This is a genomic window from Novosphingobium sp. ST904, from assembly GCF_001298105.1.
Classification (GTDB): Bacteria; Pseudomonadota; Alphaproteobacteria; order Sphingomonadales; family Sphingomonadaceae; genus Novosphingobium.
In genome coordinates this window covers 133,089-155,958 of sequence record NZ_LGJH01000160.1, presented here as the reverse complement: position 1 = coordinate 155,958, position 22,870 = coordinate 133,089, and the positions used below count along the sequence as shown (strand labels likewise).

The following is a 22,870-nucleotide window of genomic DNA, read 5'->3' as shown; positions in this document are numbered from 1 at the left end:
ATCCGCGTTAGATCGTTAAAGCCCTTGAACATCGGCGATGGGCACGCGACATAGGCGGTCCAAACCAGAAGAGGACTCCCATGCTCGACCTGTTTGGCGCCACGGGCGCCCAAGGAAAGTTCACTACCGATCCCGTGACCGGCGCGCTGGTGCCGATGGTCGTCGAGCAGACCAGCCGCGGTGAGCGCAGCTTCGACATCTACTCGCGCCTCCTGCGCGAACGCATCGTCTTCATCACCGGCCAGGTCGAAGACCACATGGCGTCGCTGATCGTCGCGCAGCTCCTGTTCCTCGAGTCGGAAAATCCCTCGAAGGACATCTCGATGTACATCAACTCGCCGGGCGGCGTCGTTACGGCGGGCATGGCGATTCACGACACGATGCAGTACATCAAGCCGCGCGTGTCGACCGTGTGCATCGGCCAGGCCGCCTCGATGGGCAGCTTCCTGCTGGCCGCCGGCGAGCCCGGCATGCGTATCGCGCTGCCGAATGCCCGCATCATGGTGCACCAGCCCTCGGGCGGCGCGCAGGGCATGGCTTCGGATATCGAGATCCAGGCGCGCGAAATCCTGCGGATGCGCAAGCGCCTGAACGATCTCTACGTGAAGTACACCGGCAAGTCGCTCGACGAGATCGAGAAGGCGATGGACCGCGACACCTTCCTCGAAGCCGAGGAAGCGCTGGCGTTCGGCCTCGTCGACAAGGTCTTCGAAACGCGCCCTGATGGCGACAAGCCGGCCGACGCCTGAGCATGACCGGAAGGGTGGGGTCTTCGAACCCCGCCCTTCAGTCCTCTTGAAGGATTACGGGGGCAAGGGAATCGGCCTAGGATTGCAAAACCGGTCCGGAGCAGGGTAGACTGGACGAGTCGCCTCGAACGGGCCTAAAGACGGAAAATGACGAAATTGAGCGGATCTGACGCGAAAAGCACCCTCTACTGCAGCTTCTGCGGCAAGTCGCAGCACGAAGTGCGCAAGCTGATCGCGGGACCCACGGTCTTCATCTGCGACGAATGCGTCGAGCTTTGCAACGACATCATTCGCGAAGAGACCAAGGCCGGGATCGCGGGCAAGAAGGACGGCGGCGTGCCGTCTCCCCGCGAAATCTGCGAGACGCTGAACGACTACGTGATCGGGCAGGAACGTGCCAAGCGCGTTCTGTCGGTAGCGGTGCACAACCACTACAAGCGGCTGAAGCACAGCGGCAAGCAGGGCGACGTGGAACTTTCCAAGTCGAACATCCTGCTCGTCGGGCCGACCGGTTCGGGCAAGACGCTGCTCGCGCAGACGCTCGCCAAGACGTTCGACGTGCCCTTCACCATGGCCGACGCCACCACGCTGACCGAAGCCGGTTACGTGGGCGAGGACGTGGAGAACATCATCCTCAAGCTGCTCCAGGCTTCCGACTACAACGTCGAGAAGGCGCAGCACGGCATCGTCTACATCGACGAAATCGACAAGATCAGCCGCAAGGCCGAGAATCCGTCGATCACGCGCGACGTTTCGGGCGAAGGCGTGCAGCAGGCACTGCTCAAGCTGATGGAAGGCACCACCGCTTCGGTTCCGCCGCAGGGCGGCCGCAAGCACCCGCAGCAGGAATTCCTGCAGGTGGACACGACCAACATCCTGTTCATCTGCGGCGGCGCCTTTGCGGGTCTTGAAAAGATCATCGCCGACCGCCTCCAGAAGCGTTCGATCGGTTTCGGCGCGCATGTCGCCGATCCGGACAAGCGCCGCGTGGGCGAACTGCTCCAGAAGGCGGAGCCGGAAGATCTGCTCAAGTTCGGCCTGATTCCCGAGTTCGTCGGCCGTCTCCCGGTCATCGCGACCCTCAACGACCTCGACATCGAGGCGCTGGTCAAGATCCTGAAGGAACCGCGCAACGCTCTCATCAAGCAGTACGCGAAACTGTTCGACCTCGAAGAAGTCGAACTGACCTTCACGGACGAAGCGCTTGAAGCGATTGCCCAGAAGGCCATCGATCGCAAGACCGGCGCACGCGGCCTGCGCTCGATCGTGGAAGGGCTGCTGCTCGACACCATGTTCGACCTGCCGACCGAAGGCGACATCGCCGAAGTCGTTGTGGACAAGGACGTGGTCGAAGGCCGCAAGGAACCCGTTCGTGTGCTCAAGGGCGACAAGACCGAAGCGGCTGCCTGAGGCAGTCGCGATGGCCTGAACTCTTCAAGTTCAGCCCTCATGAAAAAAGCCCCGTCCGGTTATTCCGGGCGGGGCCTTTTCATTGGAAAAGAACCGCTGCCGTCCTTTCGGAGGGGCAGCGGGGCTGCAGATCAGCGGCTTCCCGGGGCTGGGGTCGGTGGGCCCATGCTGCCGCGGCGGCCCTGGGCCATCGCCTCGCCCTTGTTGATCGTGCGCATGACGGTACCGTCACGGGAAATCGTCATCGATTGGGTCTCTGTCGTCCGGAGCAGCCAACCCTTTTCGCTCTTCACCCAGGTATCGTGGGAGATCGAAGTCATCCCGAACGTATGCGTTTGCCCGTCGCGCCCTTCACGGGTGTCGCTGGCGACCTGCTGCTGATCGACTTCGGCAACATCGCCCTTGAGCGTGACCGACTGCACGGTAGTGGCTGATTTGCGGTCCGGGTCCACCGGAACCATCGTCAGCCCTTCGATCATCTGTTCGGCAGACATCTTGTTGCCGCCAAGATCGGTGCGGACGAAGTCGGCGGCGAGCAATGGCTTGATCTGCGCAGGCTCCCGGGAATCCATGGCGACGCGAAGTTGCTCATAGCGCGCCTCGATGTCGCCTTTGGTATCCGCCAGGGCGATGCCCGGCACGAGCGCACAGCCCAGCGCGGCGGCCAGCAGAATTCGGGAATTGGAAAGTCGGGTCATCCTGATCGTGTCCCATGTCGCGGAAGTCTATCGTCTGGAGGGACAACTCCTAATCGCCGGCCGCGTTGCCGCAATCACGATATTGTACCCGATTGTCGCGGCCCGGCTTGGCATGGGCGGCGCACCCGCGCACCCTGCCGCAAAACGAAGAGGAGGGGCCATTGACCGGGCGTATCGCCGTTTCGCGGATCATTCACACGATCCATGCGACCACCGACATCTATACATGCCGATTGCTCTACCAGGATGCACTGGGCGGGCTGGTCTTCGCGGAAAACTACTTCCCTGCCGAAGACCGCGATGCGGTGCTGCTTTACGTGACAGATCACATGGTGGAGCCGATGGCGCCGCGCAATCCGGAAGACCTGACCAAGCCCTATGCCCGGCAGGCCGCGCGGATCGGGCAGGCGTTCCATTCGTTCGAGATCAAGGTGGCGGACGGCAAGGCAGCCAGCACGGCCTTCCGCGAGGCCGGGTGCACCGTCGCCAGCGACTATGGCGTGTTCTTCTTCGTCCGTCCCGAATCGACCGGCGGCGTGCTTCTGGAAGTCTGCGAACTGCCGATGCCGAACGATCCGTGGGATCGCGGCAACTGGGACCCGCGCGTCGGGGCAGGGCACCACTGCACGGTGACCGGCCTCGACCACATCGCTTGCGTAACGAGAGACATGGCCTCGGCCCTGCATTTCTTCACCGAAATCGTCGACGGCGAAGTTCTGGAAGACATGCGGACCGCGATGCCGCAGCCGGCGCGGCGCGTGCTGCTGCGCGTCGGTGACACGAGGGTCGCGTTCATCGCGCCTGACGACACGGAGGCAGGGCCGCTCGGCGCGTTTCTGGCGAAGGAGCAGAACGGCATCTACGCGCTGGTCTGGAAGATCGCCGATGAAGCGCGGGCCCGGTCGCATTTCTCCGAAAAACTCAAGCTGCGCCTGACGCATTCCGGCTGCGTTTCATCCGGCTTCGCGATCGACCCAGACGATTTCCTCGGGGCGCGGCATGAATTCGTGAGCTAGACGACCGCCTCGCTCGCCAGTGCGCACGGGGAATCGAGGTCGGTTTCGATCTGGACGGTCGGGTGGCCGATGCCGAAGCGATGCTCAAGGTCGTGGCTGAGGGCATGGAGGAAGCCGTCGCCTCGCTCGGCCCCCGGCATGACGAGATGCGCGGTGAGTGCGGTTTCGGTTGTGCTCATCGGCCAGACGTGAAGATCGTGGACGCGCGTCACGCCGGGCTGGCTTTCCAGGAACGTGCGGACGGCGGCGATGTCGATGCTTTCGGGCACGCCCATCATTCCCATTCGCAGCGATTCGCGCAGGAGGCCCCAGCTCGACCAGGCAATGACGGCGGTGATGATGAGCGAGGCCAGCGGGTCGACGAGCTGCCAGCCGGTGAACATGATGACGATGCCGGCGATGACCACGCCAGCCGATACGGCGGCATCGGCCATCAGGTGGACGAATGCCGCGCGCAAGTTCAGGTCGGACTTGCTGCCCTTGGCGAAGAGGAGCGCCGACAGCGCATTTACCGCGATGCCGATCGCGGCAACCACGATCATCGTCGTGCCGCCAACAGGAGCCGGTTCCGCGAAGCGCCGCACCGTTTCGACCAGGATCGCACCGATCGCCACCCACAGCAGCGCGGCGTTGGCAATTGCCGCCAGTATGGATGAACTCTTGAGGCCGTAAGTGAACCGTTCCGATGGCGGACGGGCCGCCAGCACACTTGCCGCCCAGGCGAGCAGGAGCGAGAGGACGTCGGACAGGTTGTGCCCGGCGTCTGCAAGCAGTGCCATTGAGCCGCTGATGAGCCCGGCCGCACCTTCGGCGATCACGAAGCCGACGTTCAACGCTACCGCAATTGCGAAGGCCTTCCCGGCATCCCCCGGGGCCGGGGGGGCATGGTGGTGATGTCCATGCGAATGGCCGTGACCATGCGCATGGCCATGTCCGTGGCCATGATCGTCGTGAGCGTGGTGATTATGCGCGGTTCCCATGGCGATGGCTTCGCATGCTCAGGGCCTTATCAGCAAGCTATGACGTATCATTACACGGATCGCTCAACTCGTCCCGCTTTCGCAGCACGGACCGGGATCTGCTGTGACGTGACATTTATGCCGCACCGCAAATCGTCATATTGGCATTTAAGATATTGAATATATATGATAAAATGCTGTCTGTGACAAATTAACTCTCATCACGTCAGAAAATTGCGCGTTGCGGATCAGAAATGAATCCCGTGCGTCAGAAGATTGTCATATTGCCCTGCTCTTAGCAGCCGCAGCAATCCTGCGGCGGGGCAACCTCTCCGCATTTTCGCGCAAACCCATTCTGAAAAGCTCAGGGGGCTAAAATGAAGTTCCAATCGATTCTCTCCACCGCGACCAGCACGCTTGCCGTTGGCGTCGCATTCCTGGCGGCTCCCGCCTTCGCCCAGTCGACCGGTTCGCAGGACTTCGATAACGAGATCGTCGTTTCCGGCAGCACCGACCGTGGCGTCGCCGGTATCGAGATCCCCGATTCTCCGAAGGCGAAGCAGGTCCTGACGCAGGAACTGATCTCGCGTGGCACCCCCGGGCAGACGATCAACGAAACGATCAACCTGATCCCCGGCGTCAACTTCCAGAACTATGACGGTTTCGGCTCTTCGGGCGGTAACCTGATGATCCGCGGTTTCGACGACACGCGCATCTCGCAGACCTTCGACGGCCTGCCGCTGAACGATACGGGCGGCTACGCGCTCTATTCGAACCAGCAGCTTGACCCCGAACTGATCGAGCAGGTCAACGTCAACCTCGGCACCACCGACGTCGACTCGCCGACCGCAGCCGCTTCGGGTTCGACGGTGAACTACCGCTCGATCAACCCTTCGGAAGACTTCGGCGCCCGCATGGTCGGCACCGTGGGCGACCAGAACAAGATGCGCGTGTTCGGCCTGATCAACACCGGCAACCTGAACTCTTCGGGTACGCGCGCCTGGTTCTCGGCTTCGAAGGACACCTACGACGCGCTCTATGGTAACTTCGGCAAGATCGACAAGACGCAGTTCAACGCGAAGATCTACCAGCCGCTCGGCAGCAACGGCGATTTCATCTCGCTGGCCGGCCACTACAACTACAACCGCAACAACATGACGTCCGACTGGACCATGACCACGGCAACCCCCTTCTCGGCCGGCGGCATTCCGCTGAACAAGAAGCAGCGCGATGCCTATGAAGTCGCGCGTTGCACCATTCCTGCAGGCGTGGCCGGCGTTACCGATACGGCCTCCAGCTGCGGTTCGGCCTGGGAATACCGTTACAACCCCTCGAAGACCGCGAACGTTCGCCTGAACTCGCGCTTCACGTTGAGCGACAAGCTGACGCTGAGCGTCGACGGTTCCTACCAGTACACCTCGGCCAACGGTGGCGGCACCGTGATCGGCTATGAAGGCACCACCACTGCTGGCCTTTCGGGCTACATCGGCGGTTCGCCCTACTTCGGCGGCGTTGACCTCAACGGCGACGGCGACATCGGTGGCGGTGACGACGTGCGTGGCGACGCAGTGCGTCTTTCCGCTCCGAGCCAGACCGAAACCAACCGTATCGGTGCCGTCGCCTCGCTGCGCTACGACATCGACGACAACAACCGCGTTCGCGTAGCCTACACCTACGACCGTGGCCGCCATCAGCAGACCGGCGAAGTCGGCTTCCTGAAGGCCAACGGCGAGGCCGTGCACTACTTCAACTCGAAGGGTGGCCTGACCGACGTGGACGGCAACATCCTTCAGAAGCGTGACCGCCTTTCCTATGCGATCCTGCATCAGGTTTCGGGCGAATACTCGGGTGACTACGTGGACAACCGTCTGCATGTCGCCGTTGGCGTGCGCGTTCCGTTCTTCCGTCGTAACCTGACGCAGAACTGCCTCACCACCAGCGTGAGCGGCAACGTGAACTGCTTCACCACCAACACGACCGACCAGCAGGGGAATCTGGACGCAAACACCAGCTTCGCTGGCCCGGACAACCGCGTGTTCAACTACAACCGCGTGCTGCCGCAGGCAGGCTTCACCTTCGACGTCGCGCCGAACGCAAGCCTGTACTTCAACTACTCGAAGGGCCTTCAGGTCCCGGGTACGGACAACCTCTATAACTCCTTCTTCTTCGACGAAGGCGTTGTTAAGCCGAAGCCCGAAACCTCGGACAACTTCGACGGCGGCGTGCGTTATCGCAGCGGCATGATCCAGGCCTCGCTCGGCGGCTGGTACACGAAGTTCTCGAACCGCCTGTCGTCGGCTTATGATCCGTCGGTTGACCGCACGACCTACACCAACCTGGGCACCGTGGACCGCTACGGCATCGACGGCACCTTCGCCGTCGCTCCGAGCACCCACTTCAAGGCCTATGTCTTCGGTTCGTACCTCTGGTCGAACATTCGCGACGACGTGGCGACCGGTGCAACCTCGGTCGCCGAGACCGGCGGCAAGATGGAAGGCGGCGTGCCGTCCTACAGCTTCGGTGGCCGTCTCGAAGGCAACTATGGTCCGCTTTCGGTCGGTACCGAGCTGAAGCGTACCGGTTCGCGCTACTACAACAGCCTGAACACCGCCGTCGTGAACAGCGCCGGCGACCAGATCTGGACTGCAAAGATCCCCGGTTACACCATTGTGAACCTCGATGCGCGTCTGGACCTCGGCTTCCTGGGCATGGGCAAGGACACCTATCTCCAGGCGAACGTGACGAACCTGTTCGACAAGTACTACATCGGTTCGTTCGACGATGCTGGCGTCGTCGCAACCAACACGACCTTCGCATACCTCGGTGCGCCGCGCACCTTCTCGGCCTCGATCAACTTCCAGTTCTGATCGAAACCACCGGGTTTGAAAACGACGGGGGAGGAAGCGCAAGCTTCCTCCCCTTTCGTTTGTGCGGGTGCCGGGCCGCATGGTCCTGAAAAGCGCCGGTGATCGGCGCGGTGCGCGTACGCTTTCCTACATCCCTTCAGGGGCGCTATGCCTGAGCGGATGACAAAGCGCCCACTTGCTCAACTTTCGATGATGGTGGCTGGGAGAGGCTGGTGCCTTGCGTCGCATCAGCGCGCGGGAATGGCGCCTGAATCCGGCAGGCACGGGTCGTCAGGCTGCCTCACGGCGGCAGGAGAGTTTTTTATCCCAGGACTGTGTCAACCGTGTCAACCTGCGCCCTGGCCAAGGGCTTACTCGTAGACGCAGGAATCGAAGCCTTCGCGCTTCACGGTACCGATCCGTGCGGCGATGGTGTTGCCGTAGCGGCGGGTGAAGCCCGAGGGGCTTTTCACGCTGCGGGTCTTGGGGCTGGGCAGGGCGGCGGCCATGCGGCCGGCCTCGGTCGTCGTCAGGTTGGAGGCGGACTTGCCCCAATACCGCTGGGCGCCGGCCTCTACGCCGTAAGTGCCGATTCCGGTCTCCGCGACGTTAAGATAGACCTCCATGATCCGCCGCTTGTCCCAGAGGTTCTCGATCAGGAAGGTGAACCAGACCTCGAGGCCCTTGCGCAAGTAGCGCGTCCAGCCGTCACCCTGCCAGAGGAACACGTTCTTGGCGGTCTGCTGGCTGATGGTCGAGCCGCCGCGCAGGCGCCCGCCGGTGGCGTTGCGCTCGAAAGCCTTCTCGATCGCGGCGGTGTCGAACCCGTTGTGCGTGCAGAACTTGCCGTCCTCGGCAGCGATCGCGGCGGCGACCATGTTGCGGTCTATCCGGCTGAGCGGCTGCCAGTCCTTGGTGATGCCATTGCCATCGACCAGCATCGTCACCGTCACCGGAGGGGGCACGAAGCGATAGAGTACGGTCAGCCCCACGCTGATCGCGACGAACCAGAAGACGGTCTTGGCAAGAATGCGCAGCAAAGGAAGGAAGCCCCACGTTCCGATTGTCCGGCGCGCGGGAGTGCCGCCGTCCGGGCCCTGACTAGCGAGGTTGCGCGGTGCGGGAAAGATGCCTGCGCGTTCAATCCCTCGCGTCGAATGCGGCGCGCGCGGAAGAGACCGTTTCGAGGTTGGCCTCCGCCCAGAGCCAGACACCGCAGAACGCCTCGCCCAGACTGTGCCCCAAAGGCGTGAGGCGATAATCGACGCGGGGCGGAATGACGGGGTGAACCGTGCGGTGGACGAAGCCGTCGCGCTCCATCTGGCGAAGCGTTTGCGTGAGCATCTTCTGACTGATGCCCGGCACGATGCGGGCGAGGGCGGTAAAGCGCGATTCGCCTTGTTCCTCAAGCGCTTCAAGAACCAGCAGGGTCCACTTGTCGGCGACGCGCCCGATCAATTCGTTTACGAGTGCATCGACGCCTGGTGTCGAGGAATAGCTTGTGACAGGCGGATTTTCCATTTCTTACTTTCAGGTGAGTACGGCACATTCCGGTGCCTACTTTCCAAAAGAGAGTATTGGGCTACATCGCTTTTCGCAATCTCTCGTCACAGGAGCTTTCCCATGAAGATCAGCGGCAACACCATTCTTCTCAGCGGCGGCGGCACCGGCATCGGTCGTGAACTGGCCCAGCGCTGGCATGACGCGGGCAATGTCGTGATCGTGACCGGACGCACGCTGGCCAGCCTTGAGGAAACGGCAAAGGGGCGGGAGAATATCCATCCGGTGGTGCTGGATGTCGCCGATCCGGAAGCGATCAGGTCGTTTGCGGCAGGCTTGCTGGCGAAATTCCCGGCGCTCAACGTGCTCGTCAACAATGCGGGCGTCATGCCGCTGGAGGATACCTCGGTCCCCCGTGATCTTTCGCGCGCCGAAGCCTGTGTCGTGACCAATCTGCTGGGCCCGATCCGCATGACCGATGCCTTCATCGGCCATCTTCGCGAACAGGCGGATGCGGCGATCGTCAATGTGAGTTCGGGTCTGGCCTTCGTTCCACTGGCTAGCGCCGCAGTTTACTCTGCGACCAAGGCGGCCATCCATTCATGGACCGATTCGCTTCGCTTTGCGCTGTCCGGGAAGGTCGAGGTGATCGAACTCGCCCCGCCTGCAGTGCAGACGGAACTGACGCCGGGGCAGTCAGACCGTGAGGGTTACATGCCGCTGGGTGCATTCATTGATGAAGTGATGGGCCTTTTCGCAAAAGTGCCAACGCCGGAGTTGATCGGTGTCGAGCGTCTCGCGTTCTTGCGAAACGCCGAAGCGGAAGGGCGCTATGCCGATACGTTCGCCGCGCTCAATTCGTCGCCGGCGTAATAATGGCCCCGCCGCCCGACTCCATCCGGGCGGCGCTACTTTGCTGGCCAGCAACCCGGACCGATGCTATGAATGGCCATGTTGCGATGCAGCATGGGTGAGAACATCTAATGCCGGTTCACTCTCTCGACCTTGCGCTGCAAGGGGGCGGCGCCCACGGTGCCTTTACCTGGGGCGTCCTGGACGCACTGCTCCAGGATGAACGTCTTCAGTTCGGTGCGGTCAGCGGTGCCAGTGCCGGTGCCATGAATGCGGCAGTGCTCGTTTCGGGTCTCGTTTCCGGCGGGCCGGAAGGAGCACGCGAACGGCTGCGTTCTTTCTGGAAGGACCTTAACCGGACAGGCCGCGAGGCAGGGCCGCTGATCCCCATGATCGAGGCCTTTCCGCAGACTTCACGCGCGATGTCTTCATGGTGGAGTACGGTTTTCGGTGATCTCGGCATGGCGCATGCCTCGCCGGAACTGGGCCGTGAAATGCAGGAGATCCTCCGAAAGGTCATCGAGGATCATGTCGATTTCGCTGCGATATCGAAGGAAGAGGCTCCGCGGATCTTCGTTTCGGCAACCCATGCCGAGAGCGGCGCGGTGCGGATCTTCCGCAATGAGGAGCTGACGGCGGACGCCTTGCTCGCTTCCGCATGTCTGCCGCTGTATTTTCCGCCGGTGACGATCGAGGGCAAGGATTACTGGGACGGTGGCTACAGCGCCAACCCGCCGCTCGTCCCGCTCGTGCGGGAAAGCCCGAACGACGACCTCCTGCTGATTACCGTCAATCCCCAGCTTCGCGACCACACTCCGCGCAATGCCGCCGCGATCGTGGACCGCATAACCGAGATCGGCTTCAACCAGTCGATGCGCAAGGAGTTGCAGGGGCTGTTCCTGCTCAAGTCGTCGATCGGGCATTACCGGGCCGGCGAGGGACTCATCGCGCAAGTGGAGCGGTTGCGCCTACATGAAATTCATGACGAGCCGACACTGGCGGCGATGCCGGCGCAGACCAAACTGCTGCCGGTGCGGCATCTTCTGCTCAAGCTGCGCGATGCGGGGGAAGCGGCGGCCAAACGCTGGTGCGAGACGTCGATCAAGCATCTCGGCAAGCAGAGCACGGTCGATCTGGCGGGGCGTTTCCGTTTCGGTCTGACCTGATCTGACCTTGCATCCGGGATCGAGCGGCGCCGGCACAAGCAAAACCGGGCCGTCCTGCGGACGACCCGGTCATGCATTTCCGTCAAATGGCGATCAGCCGCGGGCAGCAGCTTCCGATCGCTGGCGATCCGGTTCATCGCCTTTTGCAGCTTTTCGAAAGCGCGCACTTCGATCTGGCGGACGCGCTCGCGGCTGACATGATAGACCTGGCTCAGCTCTTCGAGCGTCTTGGGGTCCTCGGTCAGGCGGCGTTCCATCAGAATGTCACGCTCACGCTCATTGAGGCCGTCCATCGCCTCGACCAGCATGGCGTGGCGAACGGTCGCTTCCTCGGCGTCGGCAACGGTTTCGTCCTGCAACGGGCGATCGTCCGCAAGGATATCCTGCCACTGGCCTTCGCCTTCCTCGCGCAGGGAGACGTTCAGCGAAGCATCGCCGCCCATCATCATGCGCCGGTTCATGTTGACCACTTCCTGCTCGGAGACGCCGAGCGTGGTTGCGATCTTGGCGACGTCGTCGGGATGAAGGTCGGAATCCTCGTAGGCGTCGAGATTCTTCTTCATCCGGCGCAAGTTGAAGAACAGCTTCTTCTGCGCGGCGGTGGTGCCCATCTTCACGAGAGACCACGAACGCAGGATGTACTCTTGAATCGAAGCCTTGATCCACCACATCGCATAAGTGGCGAGACGGAAGCCCCGATCAGGTTCGAACTTCTTCACGCCCTGCATCAGGCCGATGTTGCCTTCGGAAATGAGTTCCGAAACCGGCAGGCCATAGCCGCGGTAACCCATCGCGATCTTCGCGACGAGGCGAAGATGGCTGGTCACGAGCTGGCCCGCTGCGGCGGGGTCCTCATGCTCCTTGTAGCGCTTGGCGAGCATGTATTCCTGCTCGGGCGCGAGAAGCGGGAACTTGCGGATCTCGGACAGGTAACGGTTGAGGCTCTGCTCACCGCCCAGTGCCGGCACCGCCGGGAGATTTCGTTCCTTGCTCACAATATCCGTCCTTTCCGGTCGGCCCGCCGTCGAAGACCCTTGCGAGGCGTCTTAGCTTGGGGCCACCTTTTCAAGATAGCACATTTATCCGATTTCAGTGTCGCAGTTCATCGATCAGTGTCCGCATGTCGTCGGGAAGCGGGCTGACGAGATGAACGTTCTCTCCAGTAACGGGATGGACGAAGCCAAGTTCCGCGGCATGAAGTGCCTGACGGGAGAAACCGAGTCGCTGGAGAATCGGACGAATCGCTGGAGGTGTACGACCATATACAGGGTCCCCCACTAGCGAATGTCCGATTGACGACATGTGAACGCGGACCTGATGCGTGCGTCCTGTCTCCAGGCGGCATTCCACCAAACTCGCGGTCTTCAGCGATGCTATGGTTCTGTAATGCGTGACCGCATGCTTGCCGCGACCATCCTCCACCAGCGCCATCTTCTTGCGGTTGGAACTGGACCGGCCGATTGCGCCCGTTACCGTGCCCGCCAGCGGAATCGGCCTGCCGGACACGACGGCCCGATAGGCACGTGCGATCGAATGATCGGCGAATTGCGCGGCCAGCCCCTCATGCGCCTTGTCGGTCTTGGCGACGACGAGCAGGCCGGACGTGTCCTTGTCGATCCTATGGACGATTCCCGGACGGGCCACGCCGCCGATCCCGGAAAGCTGGCCCCGGCAGTGATGCAGCAGCGCATTCACCAGCGTGCCGTCGAGATTGCCTGCGGCAGGATGCACGACCAGCCCCGCCGGCTTGTCGACCACGATAAGGTATTCGTCCTCGAACACGACGCTCAGCGGAATGTCCTGCGCCACCGCCTCGGCGGCGGCGGCTTCCGGGACATCGATGGCGAAGGCTGTGCCTCCGGCCACCTTGAGCGAGCCCTGCGAAACCGGTTTACCGGCAAGCGAGACCCGGCCTTCGGCCATAAGCGCCTTGATGCGCTCGCGTGAAAGTCCGCTCGCCTCGGCCAGCGCCTTGTCCAGCCGGCCGCCATCGTTGCCGATCGAACCCTGGATGATGTTTTCGTAAGCCCCCATTGCCTGTAGGATTTGGGGATGAATGTCGAAGTGACAAGTGACGTGATCGCAAGACTGCGTGAAGAATCGTTACGTGCCCATCCGGAGGAGTGCTGCGGCCTGCTCCTGGGCGAGGGTGTGCGGGTCGACCGGGCGATTCCGGCGGCGAATGTCGCCGCTGAACCCACCCGTCATTTCGAGATTGATCCCTCGGTTCTGCTCGCCGCCCATCGCGGAGCAAGGCAGGGCGGTCCGCAGGTGCTGGGCTATTATCATTCCCATCCCGTCGGCCATCCCGTGCCATCGGCCACTGATTGCGAACATTCCACCGGGGATTCGCGCGTTTGGGCGATCATCGCGGGCGGGCAGGTTGCTTTCTGGCGCGATACCGGGAATGGATTTGCGTCGATACCATGCCGTATTGTCGGATGAACGTTCGGCAACGGCCTGAACTTGAATGATTACTGCAAAGGGAAGTCCTCGATCCATGACGACGAGCTCGCTCGAACTTGCCAGCCTGCTGTGTTCGCGACTGTGCCATGACATGCTCAGTCCGGTGGGCGCGCTGACCAACGGGTTGGAGCTGCTGGCGGATGAGAAGGACCCGGAGATGCGCCAGCGCTGCTTCGAGCTGCTCGACCAGAGCGCCCGGATTTCGGCGGACAAGCTGAAGTTTTTCCGCCTCGCCTTCGGCGCTGCAGGTGGCTTTGGCGACATGGTTCCCGTCAGTGAGGCCCGCGCGCTGATCGATGCGCTCGTTGCCAACAATGCCCGCATCGTGCTGAATTGGGCGCTCGCAAGCGAAATGCTGCCCAAGCCTGCGGTCAAGACGCTGCTGAATTTCGGCCTGATCGGCATCGAGGCGCTGCCGCGCGGCGGTACGCTGGAACTGGCCGCCGAATTTCGCGACGGCGTCAGCGAGATCGTGGTGCGCGCCGTCGGGCCGCGCATCGCTTTCGACCGCGATATCGGCCGCGCCCTTGAAGGGGCGCTGCCCGAGGGCGATCTTTCGAGCCGGACGGCGCCTGCCGCGATGATCCAGCAACTGGCGCACAGTCAGGGTGGTCGCCTGCAATATGCCCTGGCGGAAGATGCTCTCGTGCTTGGCGCCGTGTTGCCGGGGGCCTGATCGGAAGGAGGCAGGACGATGAACCGATGGTTGGTCAATCGCATCGTCAGGTCGCCGAACTGCAACGAGCGCAAGCTGCCGATCTCGATGGTCGTGCTGCACTATACCGGCATGAAGTCGGCCGAAGAAGCGCTTGAGCGGATGTGCGATCCCGAGGCCGAAGTCTCCGCGCATTACATGATCGACGAGGAGGGCACGGTCACTTCCCTCGTCCCGGAGGATCGCCGTGCATGGCATGCCGGGCGATCATACTGGCGCGGGGTGACTGATGTGAATTCCGCTTCGATCGGCATCGAACTGGTGAATCCGGGGCATGAATGGGGATATCGCCCATTTCCCGAGCCGCAGATGGACGCTCTCCTGCCGCTTCTGGCGGACATCATGGACCGTCACGACGTTCCTCGCGCCAATGTGGTCGGCCACTCCGATATCGCGCCTGCCCGCAAGCAGGACCCCGGCGAGTACTTCGACTGGGCGAGGCTGGGCGAACTCGGGCTCGCGCTGGAGATCCCGGCGGCGAAGATGAACCTCTTCTACGACAATCCCGGCGCTTTCTATCTCGCCCTCGAACGTTTCGGTTATGACATCACCGATGGCCGCGCGGCGGTTACGGCGTTTCAGCGGCGTTGGCGTCCGGAATTGATCGATGGCGAGATCGATGGAGAAATCGGCGCAATTCTGTTGGAACTCCTGTTGGAGCGTGACACCGGCCGTGCTAGGTGACCGCTCGCACCGGGGAGCCGGGCAGCCGCGGGCGTCTTCTTGACGCGCGAGGAAAGTCCGGGCTCCACGAAACAAGGGTGGCGGGTAATGCCCGCCGGGCGAGTCGGGTTTTCAGGCCCGGCGAAGCTTAGGGAAAGTGCCACAGAGAGCAGACCGCCTCGCCTCGCAGGGTTCGCCCCTGAATGGCAGGTAAGGGTGAAAGGGTGCGGTAAGAGCGCACCGCGCTTCCGGTAACGGAAAGCGGCATGGCAAACCCCACTCGGAGCAAGACCGAATAGGGGCTGCGCGCTGTCCGCGCTACGAAAGTAGAGCGGCGGCGGGTCTGTTTCGGACCCAGGCAGCCCGGGTTGGTCGCTTGAGCGGCGCAGCAATGCGTCGCCTAGAGGAATGGCTGCCGCCGCGGCGTAAGGTCCCTCCTTGGGGAGACCACGCCAGGAACAGAACCCGGCTTACAGGCTCCCCGGTGCGTTTCTCCCCTTGCAGGGCGGGTCAGGCCGCGACTTGGACGGAGATTCCGCTCTCGTTTTCGCACGCCTGGATGAACCAGCGCTCGCTGCCTTGAAGTCCGATAGCCGTGAGCCGCCCATGCACATAGGCGCCCGTGTCGATGCCCACGCGATTGGCCCGCATTTCCGGTTCCTCGGTGATGGTGTGGCCGTGGACGATGAAGGCCCCGAACTCGCCATTGTGGCTGAGGAAGGGCTCGCGAATCCAGCGGCAGTCGTGACCCAGCTGGTGCTCCAGCGGAGTATCCGGGCGAATCCCGGCATGGACGAACAGATAGTCGCCAAGCCGCACCATCTTCTGGAAGCTGTCGATGAAGTCGAAATCGTCCTGCGGGATGGCCTCGATCATGGCGCGTTGAAGATCTTCCAGTTCGGCCTCCATGACGAAGGCCGGGTCGAGGCCGTAGGAAAGGATCGTCTCGCGGCCGCCGAACTTCAGGAAACTGCGGAAGGCATCGAGCTTGCGCGCCGCCACCAGAAGCATTTCCTCGTGATTGCCCTGGATGAATTCGACGCGGCGCTTGCTGGCCCATTGCCGGGCTCGCGCAATGACGCCGGCGCTCGCCGGGCCACGGTCGATCAGGTCGCCCAGCAGAACCACGATGCTTTGTGAACTGTCGCGGCCGGCGTTGTCGCGCTCGATCGCGTCGATCAACTGTTCGAACAGGTCGAGTCGGCCGTGGATATCGCCCACGGCATAAGCACGTTGTCCCGGAGGGATGTGAGGAAGCCGCACTTCGGCGGGCCGGCTCAGGAGATTTCTGATTTTCGCAAGCATTAGATACCCGCTCTATTACGAAGACGAACATTAACAAACAAGGAACAGGCGGCAGGGAGGATTCCGCATGGGCCGGACCGTGCCTGATGCGGTCGCAATCATGACCGCCAAGCGGGCAGTGGCAAAAAGTCCACACAACATTGCCTGAATGTTGCTAATCTGAAATTTTTCTTGTGCCATTGGTTGGTGCGGTGCAGCAATATTGTGCTGCCGCAATCGGGCCCGGGAAGAGGATCGAGGCGGCGGAGCAGGCTGGGACGAGACACCAAAGAAGAATTTAGTGAGGGAATGACCATGCTTATGTCCGTCCGTGGCGCTATCGCCGCCTCTCTTCTTGCGGGTACTGCACTCGCAGCAACACCGGCTTTCGCAGACGAGGCGGACGCCCCCTCGGAAATCACCGTTACCGGCAACGTCGCGCTGACCAGCGACTATCGTTTCCGCGGCGTTTCGCTCTCGGGTGGCGATCTTGCGGTCCAGGGCGGCATTACGGTTTCGCATCAGAGCGGCTTCTATGCCGGTATCTGGTCGTCGTCGCTTCACAGCAGCGAAGTGGACGTCAACGGTGACGGCATCGGCGACGGTTCGGTCTATGGAGACCAGGAACTCGACCTCATGGCTGGCTGGACTGGCGAAGTGACCTCGGGCCTCACGCTCGATGCCGGCCTCCTTTACTACGTCTATCCGAGCGGCAAGATCGGCGATGCCAACTACTGGGAGCCCTACGTCTCGGTGAGCGGCCAGGCCGGACCGGCGAAGCTCAAGGTGGGCGTGGCCTATGACTGGAAGCAGAAGGGCCTGCTCGACAACAATGGCGACAAGTCGGACAACTTCTACGTTTACGGTAACGTCGACGTGGCCATTCCCAATACCCCGGTGACCGTTTCGGGCCATATCGGCTACACCGACGGCGTGCTGTCGCCCTGCTACTACTGCACCGGCACGGGCACGTTCAACGACAAAACCGGCATCGATTATTCAATCGGCGCCTCGATGACGCTGTTCGGCCCGCTTTCCGCCAGCCTCAGCTACGTCGGCGTGAGCGGCGCGGCGATTGACAGCTACACGGATGATACCGTCGTCGCGACGCTGACCGCGTCCTTCTGAACCATCGCATAGGTTAACGCGTTTCGCAGGAGGACCCGCCCGGAGCTTTCCGGGCGGGTTTTTCGTGCCTCTGTGAGAAGGCGGTCAGCGGAGATAGAAATCCACCGTCGTGACAACGCGGACTTTCTTGTAGGGCGTGTCCGAAACACCCCAGCCGCCGCCGGAATCGCCATCCCGCGCCTCTACGGTGAAGTATCCCTGAGTGGCGCCCTTGATGGAGCCGACTTCCGCCCCGCTGTCATTGGCAAACTGCTCCGCGGCGGACCGTGCGTCCTTGGTGGCAGCAGCGACCATGGGCGGCTTGATGTCGTTGAGCTTGGTGAATGTATAGGCCATCCCCGAACCTTCTTCGAGAATGACGCCGCGCCGAACGAGTTCGAACTGACGTCTTACCGCGTCCTGCGCACGTTTGATGTCCTGACTGCGCAAGGTCATCCGCTGACGGATGGTGAAGCTCGCGATGCCGTTGTTGTCCTTGGATTGCGAGACATTGGCGCCCGTCGGCTGGATGGCATCTGCGGGAAAGCCGAGTTCCTTGAAGAAGGCGCGGATTTGCGCCGTATCATTCTCGACGCTCGCCTGCGCTCCGGCAAGGTCGTTGGCGGTGGCGGAGTAGGCGATCGTCCAGGTGGCGAGGTCGGCGGTGACGTCCCGCTCCGCCAGGCCCCGCACGGTAACGGAGCGGTCTGCCCGGTGCGCGCGCTTCAGGCCGTCTCCCAGCAGATAGCCGCCAGCGACCAGGCCGATGGCCAGGATGGTCGAGGCGAGAAGCCATCGTCTGGTAGCGGATTCGGACAAGAAGGTGGTGGAGTGATGAGGGCTCTCTGGGCTATCGTCGGTCATCGCAGCTTCTCCCTGAAGTCCCTCGGAACTTGCCGTCAGACGGCTGTATCGTCCATGAACCGTTCTCTACATGCGATGAATTGAAGGAATACCCGTGACCAAATATCTCCACACCATGATCCGCGTAAGCGATCCGGAAGCCACGATCCGCTTCTTCGAACTGATCGGCCTTCAGGAAACCCGGCGTTTCTCAAGCGAGCAGGGGCGCTTCACGCTGATCTATCTTGCAGTTCCGGGCGAGGAATCCGAGGTCGAGCTGACGTATAACTGGCCGGCCGAGGATGGTTCCGCCGAGGAGTATTCGGGCGGGCGCAACTTCGGGCATCTCGCGTTCCAGGTCGACGATATCTACGCCACCTGCCAGACCTTGGCCGACGCAGGCGTGGTCATCAATCGTCCGCCTCGCGACGGTCACATGGCGTTCGTGCGCACGCCGGACGGCATTTCCGTCGAACTGTTGCAGGATGGCCGGCTGGATCCCGCCGAGCCATGGGCGTCGATGCCGAACGTCGGCGTCTGGTAATTGGGACGAATCCCTGCTCGTCAGGTGGGCGGGCAGGGTTCAGGCCGACGGCGCTTTCGCGAATCGCAGGATCACGAAGCCCAGAAGGGAAGAGGCCAGCGATCCTGCCAGCACACCCAGCTTGGCTTCTTCCACGAGCAGAGGCGTAGTCGGGAAGGCGAGGGCGCCGATGAACAGGCTCATGGTGAACCCGATGCCGCACAATACTGCCGTCCCCCAGAGTTGCAGCCAGCTTGCACCGGCGGGGCGCGGGGCGATGCCCAGGCGGTCCGCCAGATAGATCGCCGCGAATACGCCCGCTTGCTTGCCGATGAAAAGGCCCAGGCCAATGCCCAGGGGCACCGGGGCGAACAGTCCTGCCATGCCGATTCCGGCCAGTGCCACGCCGGCATTGGCAAACCCGAACACGGGCACCACGAGATAGCCGATCCATGGCGCCAGCGCGTGTTCGAGGCGCAGCAGCATGCTGTCTCCGTGCTGTGTTCGCAGCGGGATCGTGAAGGCGAAGAGAACCCCGGCGATCGTCGCGTGAATGCCGGAGTTGAGCACGCAGAACCACAGGCCCAGTCCGAGCGCCAGATAGAGGCTGATGAACTGGATGCGTGCGCGATTGACTGCGAGAAGCGCTGCGAACAGGCCGATCGCGGCCAGCGCCCAACCCAGTTCGATCTGCGCGGTATAGAACAGCGCAATGATGATGACTGCGCCCAGATCGTCGACGATCGCGACCGTCAGCAAGAACAGCCTCAGCGAGGATGGTACCCGCCGGCCAAGCAGTCCCAGTACTCCTACGGCAAAGGCGATGTCCGTGGCGGCAGGGATGGCCCAGCCCCTCTGTTCGGGTTGTTGGGTTCCGGCGGTAATGAGGTAGATCAGCGCGGGCATCGCCATGCCTGCCGCGCGGCGAGTACCGGCAGGCGGCGCTTTTCGGGGCTCGACAGTTCACCGCCGAGAACCTCGCGCTTTATTTCCAATCCGACCACAAAGAAGAACAAGGCCATCAGTGCGTCGTTGATCCATGCATGAACAGAAGTGAGCTTGGAGATTGGAGTCCAGGGAAGCTCATGATGGAAAAGGGCGTGATAGCCATCACTCAGAGGTGAGTTCGCGGCGGACATCGCCAGTACGGCCATGATGATCAGCAGGATGCCTGAACCTGCTTCACCGCCCATTAACTTTATGAAACGGCGCGCCAATTCATTGGCGTAATGTCTATCCATTCTCATAAACCATGTCGCGAGTGAGTTCCAGGCATCGCCGGGAGGCATGGACCTGCCTGAGAAGAGGTCCGGTAATTCTGATTCCAAGGAGGGGCACCGTGGAACCGGCGGGCATGTTTCAGCAAGGAATTTATTGCCTGCATCTGGTTGAGCAGGAGCTTTTGTTGTTCGCTGCCTTCTGGGTTCTGGTCGGTACGGTCGATGAAATGGCCGTGGATTGCTGCTGGGCCTGGTTCAGACTGTCCGGCCGGGCGAGTACGGGCCGGATTTCCCTCGAGGTCAGCCGGGCGCCGTTGAAGGGACATGCTGCGGTTCTTATCGCTTGCTGGCAGGAAGAACAGGTCATCGCCCATACTATCCGCCATGCCCTTTCCGCGTGGCGGCAAACCGGTTTCACGCTCTACATCGGTTGTTATGGCAACGATTCCGCGACAGTCGCGCCGCGATGTCGGGGGCGGGGGGTGACAACCGCGTCAGGGTCATCATTCATGACCGCGAAGGCCCGACTACCAAGGCGGATTGCCTGAACCGGCTCTATCATGCGCTGTGCGAGGATGAGCGACGTCGCGGATGCCGCTACCGCAGCGTGCTGCTCCACGATTCCGAGGACATGGTGCATCCCGCGGAGTTGGCCGTTGTCGACGGGGCGCTCGCCAAGGCTGATTTCATTCAATTGCCGGTCCGGCCCGAGCCGCAGGTCAGGTCGCGATGGGTCGGCGGCCATTATCTGGACGAATTCACCGAGGCTCATGCGAAATCACTGGTGGTCCGGGATGTGCTGGGCGCGGCGGTGCCGGCAGCCGGCGTCGGCTGCGGCTTTGCTCGGGATATCCTGGAGCGGATCACGCGTCGGCGCCGGGCTGAAGGCAGCGCCGGACCTTTCGCTGCCGAGTGCCTGACCGAGGATTATGAACTGGGTGTTCTCGTCTGGCGGGAAGGCGGCCGTGCCCGGTTCCTGCGTGTCCGGGATGAGAAGGGGCAACTCGTCGCCACGAGGGCTTATTTCCCCGCGACTTTCGAGGATTCGATCCGGCAGAAGATGCGCTGGGTCCACGGAATTGCCTTTCAGGGGTGGGATCGCCTTGGCTGGAGCCGTCTCGCATGGCGCCGTCCGGGGCGCGTGGGCAAGCTTGCCGATGCCTGGATGGCGATGCGTGATCGCCGCGGCCCGCTGACGGCAATCGTGCTCGCCAGCAGCTATGCGCTGCTCATTGTCGAACTGCTGCTCGGGATCGTGCGCGTGGCGGGATTGGCGGATGAGATACCCGTCCCGAAGTCGCTGAACCCGGTACTGACCATCTGCCTGGCCAGTTTCGTCTGGCGTTGCGGCGTGCGTGCAGGCTTTACCGCGCGCGAGTATGGTGCGTGGGAAGGTGTCTGCGCGATACTGCGCATTCCCGTGGCGAACCTGATCGCCATCTTCGCCGGGCAAAGGGCCCTGGCATCCTACATACGCACGCTGAATGGCGGAATGATCGTCTGGGACAAGACCCGGCACGATGCGCACCCGGCCGCGATGTCGGTAGCCGGAGGGCCGGTTCTGTGAGCACCTCGACGCGCGTTCGCGGGCAGCCGCTGGTGGCTCTGCTCGCGGTTCTTGCAGGGTGGGCCGGAGGCCGGATCTCGACATGGGAAGCGCCCTTGCACCTTGCATCGCCTGCGGCCCAGCAGGCAGAGGCCGCCGTACCAGGACCGCAGACGGAAGGGGGCTTCTTCCTCGACCAGAAAGCCGGACCGCAGAGCCCGCCACTGAGTGATCAGGAATACTATTCGGGCAATGGATACGGGCCGGACGCGTTCGGCTATATGCCTGCGGGCATGGTTCAGCCGAGTAACGGGTACTTTCAGGCATTATGGCCGGCTTCGCGCCGCCGACCGAGATCGTCAGCAATCGACCCTCGCGGTGCATGGTACGGTCCTAACGGGAACTCGGCCGAACCCGGCGGTTGGTATGGCATTGACCGCCTGACCGATCGTTACCCGGCGGGGCAGCAGTTCCCAGCGGATCATGGCGAGGGCGGACTGACGTTCGATCGGCGAGAAGGACTTCCTGCCGGATTTTCCTCGCTTTCGAGCTTCGCCGCCCAGCCCTATCCGTCCGGTTCGGTTGCGACAGGGCCGATCGCAAGCCAGCTCAAGCCCCGGCGCTGGTCGGCCGACAGTTGGGCGCTCATGCGCAAAGGGGGCTCGGGGCCGCTGGTGATCGGCGCCATGCCCGCGACTTACGGGGCAAGTCAGGCGGGCGCCGTGCTGCGCTACAGACTCGCCATGCGCGCACGCTACAATCCGGTCATCTATATGCGAACGACGTCAACGCTGGGACAGCAGATGCGGGAAACCGCTGCCGCAGTCGGATTTTCCGCGCGGCCTTTTCCGTCAATTCCTGTGATCGGCGCAGTCGAGGGAAGGCTGACGGAGCAGGCCGGGCGGCGGCGACTTCAGCCCGTGGTAATGGCGGTAACCGAATTTCCGACCTTCAGGATGCCTGCCGATTTTCGCGGAGAGGCCTACCTGCAGGCAGGCTATGTCGCGGGGAAGTTCGCCACGCCCTTTGCTGACGGGCAAGTCCGTGTGGATCGCCGTCTGCTGCAGCTCGGGCCGGTTGAGACGAGAGTCGGTGCCGGTCTGTGGGGCGGCGCGCAGAGAGGGGCCGGGCGGCTTGATGCAGGGCCATCGGCTGCGATTGCATTCCCGCTTGGCAGAGGGACTTTCGGCCGCCTGGCCGTCGATTGGCGGTTTCGTGTCATCGGAGATGCGCAGCCGGGTTCGGGGCCTGCGCTGACTCTATCCGCAGGTTTCTGATTCCCGGCTTTCCTCGGACTTGATGCTGCG

The 22,870-nt window shown here is 62.5% G+C and carries 21 protein-coding genes, 1 other RNA gene and 2 pseudogenes; 15 read left to right on the top strand and 9 right to left on the bottom strand.

Going from position 1 to position 22,870, the window contains the following annotated elements; genetic code table 11:
- Positions 1–80 precede the first annotated feature (80 nt).
- Positions 81–749, top strand: coding sequence for an ATP-dependent Clp endopeptidase proteolytic subunit ClpP (gene clpP, locus ADT71_RS23030; RefSeq protein WP_054440656.1), 669 nt, complete (start codon positions 81–83; stop codon positions 747–749).
- 147 nt (positions 750–896) lie between these two features.
- On the top strand, positions 897–2,159 hold the full coding sequence (gene clpX, locus ADT71_RS23025; RefSeq protein WP_054440653.1) for an ATP-dependent Clp protease ATP-binding subunit ClpX: 1,263 nt from the start codon (positions 897–899) through the stop codon (positions 2,157–2,159).
- Positions 2,160–2,290: 131 nt separating this feature from the next.
- Here the strand turns inward: clpX and ADT71_RS23020 are convergent, their stop codons facing one another.
- Positions 2,291–2,857 carry a nuclear transport factor 2 family protein gene (locus tag ADT71_RS23020; RefSeq protein ID WP_054440651.1) on the bottom strand — a complete coding sequence of 189 codons (567 nt, stop codon included), beginning with the start codon at positions 2,855–2,857 and terminating at the stop codon, positions 2,291–2,293.
- 161 nt (positions 2,858–3,018) lie between these two features.
- Between ADT71_RS23020 and ADT71_RS23015 the strand changes: the two genes are divergently transcribed.
- The gene (locus tag ADT71_RS23015) at positions 3,019–3,873 is read left to right on the top strand and encodes a VOC family protein (protein ID WP_054440706.1); all 855 of its coding nucleotides are present in this window, start codon (positions 3,019–3,021) and stop codon (positions 3,871–3,873) included.
- Here the strand turns inward: ADT71_RS23015 and ADT71_RS23010 are convergent.
- Positions 3,870–4,853, bottom strand: coding sequence for a cation diffusion facilitator family transporter (locus ADT71_RS23010; protein WP_054440648.1), 984 nt, complete (start codon positions 4,851–4,853; stop codon positions 3,870–3,872). The two genes, ADT71_RS23015 and ADT71_RS23010, sit on opposite strands and share 4 nt — an antisense overlap.
- Before the next feature lie 356 nt (positions 4,854–5,209).
- On the opposite strand from ADT71_RS23010, the gene ADT71_RS23005 reads away from it, so the two are divergent.
- Positions 5,210–7,699, top strand: coding sequence for a TonB-dependent receptor (locus tag ADT71_RS23005; protein ID WP_054440646.1), 2,490 nt, complete (start codon positions 5,210–5,212; stop codon positions 7,697–7,699).
- 350 nt (positions 7,700–8,049) lie between these two features.
- On the opposite strand, the gene mtgA is transcribed toward ADT71_RS23005, so the two are convergent.
- Positions 8,050–8,715 carry a monofunctional biosynthetic peptidoglycan transglycosylase gene (gene mtgA, locus ADT71_RS23000; RefSeq protein ID WP_054440704.1) on the bottom strand — a complete coding sequence of 222 codons (666 nt, stop codon included), beginning with the start codon at positions 8,713–8,715 and terminating at the stop codon, positions 8,050–8,052.
- A 103-nt stretch (positions 8,716–8,818) separates the two neighbouring features.
- The gene (locus tag ADT71_RS22995; protein WP_054440643.1) at positions 8,819–9,199 is read right to left on the bottom strand and encodes a helix-turn-helix domain-containing protein; all 381 of its coding nucleotides are present in this window, start codon (positions 9,197–9,199) and stop codon (positions 8,819–8,821) included.
- A gap of 102 nt (positions 9,200–9,301) precedes the next feature.
- Between ADT71_RS22995 and ADT71_RS22990 the strand changes: the two genes are divergently transcribed.
- Together ADT71_RS22990 and ADT71_RS30670 are read left to right on the top strand one after the other, a co-directional pair.
- The gene (locus ADT71_RS22990) at positions 9,302–10,051 is read left to right on the top strand and encodes an SDR family oxidoreductase (RefSeq protein ID WP_054440640.1); all 750 of its coding nucleotides are present in this window, start codon (positions 9,302–9,304) and stop codon (positions 10,049–10,051) included.
- Positions 10,052–10,161: 110 nt separating this feature from the next.
- A complete protein-coding gene (locus tag ADT71_RS30670) occupies positions 10,162–11,196 on the top strand; it encodes a patatin-like phospholipase family protein (RefSeq protein ID WP_082370512.1) in 1,035 nt (344 codons plus the stop codon).
- 98 nt (positions 11,197–11,294) lie between these two features.
- Here the strand turns inward: ADT71_RS30670 and rpoH are convergent.
- Both rpoH and ADT71_RS22975 read right to left on the bottom strand, forming a co-directional pair.
- Positions 11,295–12,191: pseudogene (rpoH, locus tag ADT71_RS22980) on the bottom strand (RNA polymerase sigma factor RpoH); the annotation flags it as partial.
- Between the two features lie 94 nt (positions 12,192–12,285).
- Entirely contained in the window at positions 12,286–13,230 is a 945-nt protein-coding gene (locus ADT71_RS22975) for an RluA family pseudouridine synthase (RefSeq protein WP_054440636.1), read from the bottom strand.
- Positions 13,231–13,248: 18 nt separating this feature from the next.
- Between ADT71_RS22975 and ADT71_RS30665 the strand changes: the two genes are divergently transcribed.
- The 4 genes from ADT71_RS30665 to rnpB all read left to right on the top strand — a co-directional run bounded on the left by ADT71_RS30665 (position 13,249) and on the right by rnpB (position 15,529).
- Positions 13,249–13,641: a Mov34/MPN/PAD-1 family protein gene (locus tag ADT71_RS30665; protein ID WP_082370511.1), complete on the top strand. Its 393-nt coding sequence runs from the start codon at positions 13,249–13,251 to the stop codon at positions 13,639–13,641.
- 55 nt (positions 13,642–13,696) lie between these two features.
- Complete coding sequence (locus ADT71_RS31640) at positions 13,697–14,338, top strand: histidine phosphotransferase family protein (RefSeq protein WP_054440630.1); 642 nt, start codon at positions 13,697–13,699, stop codon at positions 14,336–14,338.
- An 18-nt stretch (positions 14,339–14,356) separates the two neighbouring features.
- Entirely contained in the window at positions 14,357–15,061 is a 705-nt protein-coding gene (locus tag ADT71_RS31635) for an N-acetylmuramoyl-L-alanine amidase (RefSeq protein ID WP_054440627.1), read from the top strand.
- A 9-nt stretch (positions 15,062–15,070) separates the two neighbouring features.
- Positions 15,071–15,529: RNase P RNA component class A (rnpB, locus tag ADT71_RS23060), an RNA gene on the top strand.
- A gap of 21 nt (positions 15,530–15,550) precedes the next feature.
- On the opposite strand, the gene ADT71_RS22955 is transcribed toward rnpB, so the two are convergent.
- Positions 15,551–16,261, bottom strand: a complete 711-nt coding sequence (locus ADT71_RS22955) for a metallophosphoesterase (protein ID WP_347812940.1) — start codon at positions 16,259–16,261, stop codon at positions 15,551–15,553.
- Positions 16,262–16,639: 378 nt separating this feature from the next.
- Here ADT71_RS22955 and ADT71_RS22950 point away from each other — a divergent pair, with 378 nt between their 5' ends.
- The gene (locus ADT71_RS22950) at positions 16,640–17,452 is read left to right on the top strand and encodes a TorF family putative porin (RefSeq protein WP_054440702.1); all 813 of its coding nucleotides are present in this window, start codon (positions 16,640–16,642) and stop codon (positions 17,450–17,452) included.
- An 84-nt stretch (positions 17,453–17,536) separates the two neighbouring features.
- Here the strand turns inward: ADT71_RS22950 and ADT71_RS22945 are convergent, their stop codons facing one another.
- The gene (locus ADT71_RS22945; RefSeq protein ID WP_054440623.1) at positions 17,537–18,295 is read right to left on the bottom strand and encodes an SIMPL domain-containing protein; all 759 of its coding nucleotides are present in this window, start codon (positions 18,293–18,295) and stop codon (positions 17,537–17,539) included.
- Positions 18,296–18,389: 94 nt separating this feature from the next.
- Here ADT71_RS22945 and ADT71_RS22940 point away from each other — a divergent pair, with 94 nt between their 5' ends.
- Entirely contained in the window at positions 18,390–18,818 is a 429-nt protein-coding gene (locus ADT71_RS22940; RefSeq protein ID WP_054440621.1) for a VOC family protein, read from the top strand.
- A gap of 39 nt (positions 18,819–18,857) precedes the next feature.
- On the opposite strand, the pseudogene nhaA reads toward ADT71_RS22940, so the two are convergent.
- A pseudogene (nhaA, locus tag ADT71_RS22935) lies at positions 18,858–20,044 on the bottom strand (Na+/H+ antiporter NhaA).
- 92 nt (positions 20,045–20,136) lie between these two features.
- Here nhaA and ADT71_RS35965 point away from each other — a divergent pair.
- From ADT71_RS35965 to ADT71_RS22925, 3 genes are read left to right on the top strand one after another with little or no spacing between them, the layout of a single operon-like run.
- Entirely contained in the window at positions 20,137–20,565 is a 429-nt protein-coding gene (locus ADT71_RS35965) for a hypothetical protein (RefSeq protein ID WP_369818328.1), read from the top strand.
- A complete protein-coding gene (locus ADT71_RS22930) occupies positions 20,484–21,584 on the top strand; it encodes a glycosyl transferase family protein (protein WP_369818327.1) in 1,101 nt (366 codons plus the stop codon). Before ADT71_RS35965 ends, ADT71_RS22930 begins: the two co-directional genes overlap by 82 nt.
- Positions 21,581–22,840: a hypothetical protein gene (locus ADT71_RS22925; protein ID WP_082370510.1), complete on the top strand. Its 1,260-nt coding sequence runs from the start codon at positions 21,581–21,583 to the stop codon at positions 22,838–22,840. The genes ADT71_RS22930 and ADT71_RS22925 overlap by 4 nt, the downstream gene beginning before the upstream one ends.
- Positions 22,841–22,870 lie beyond the last annotated feature (30 nt).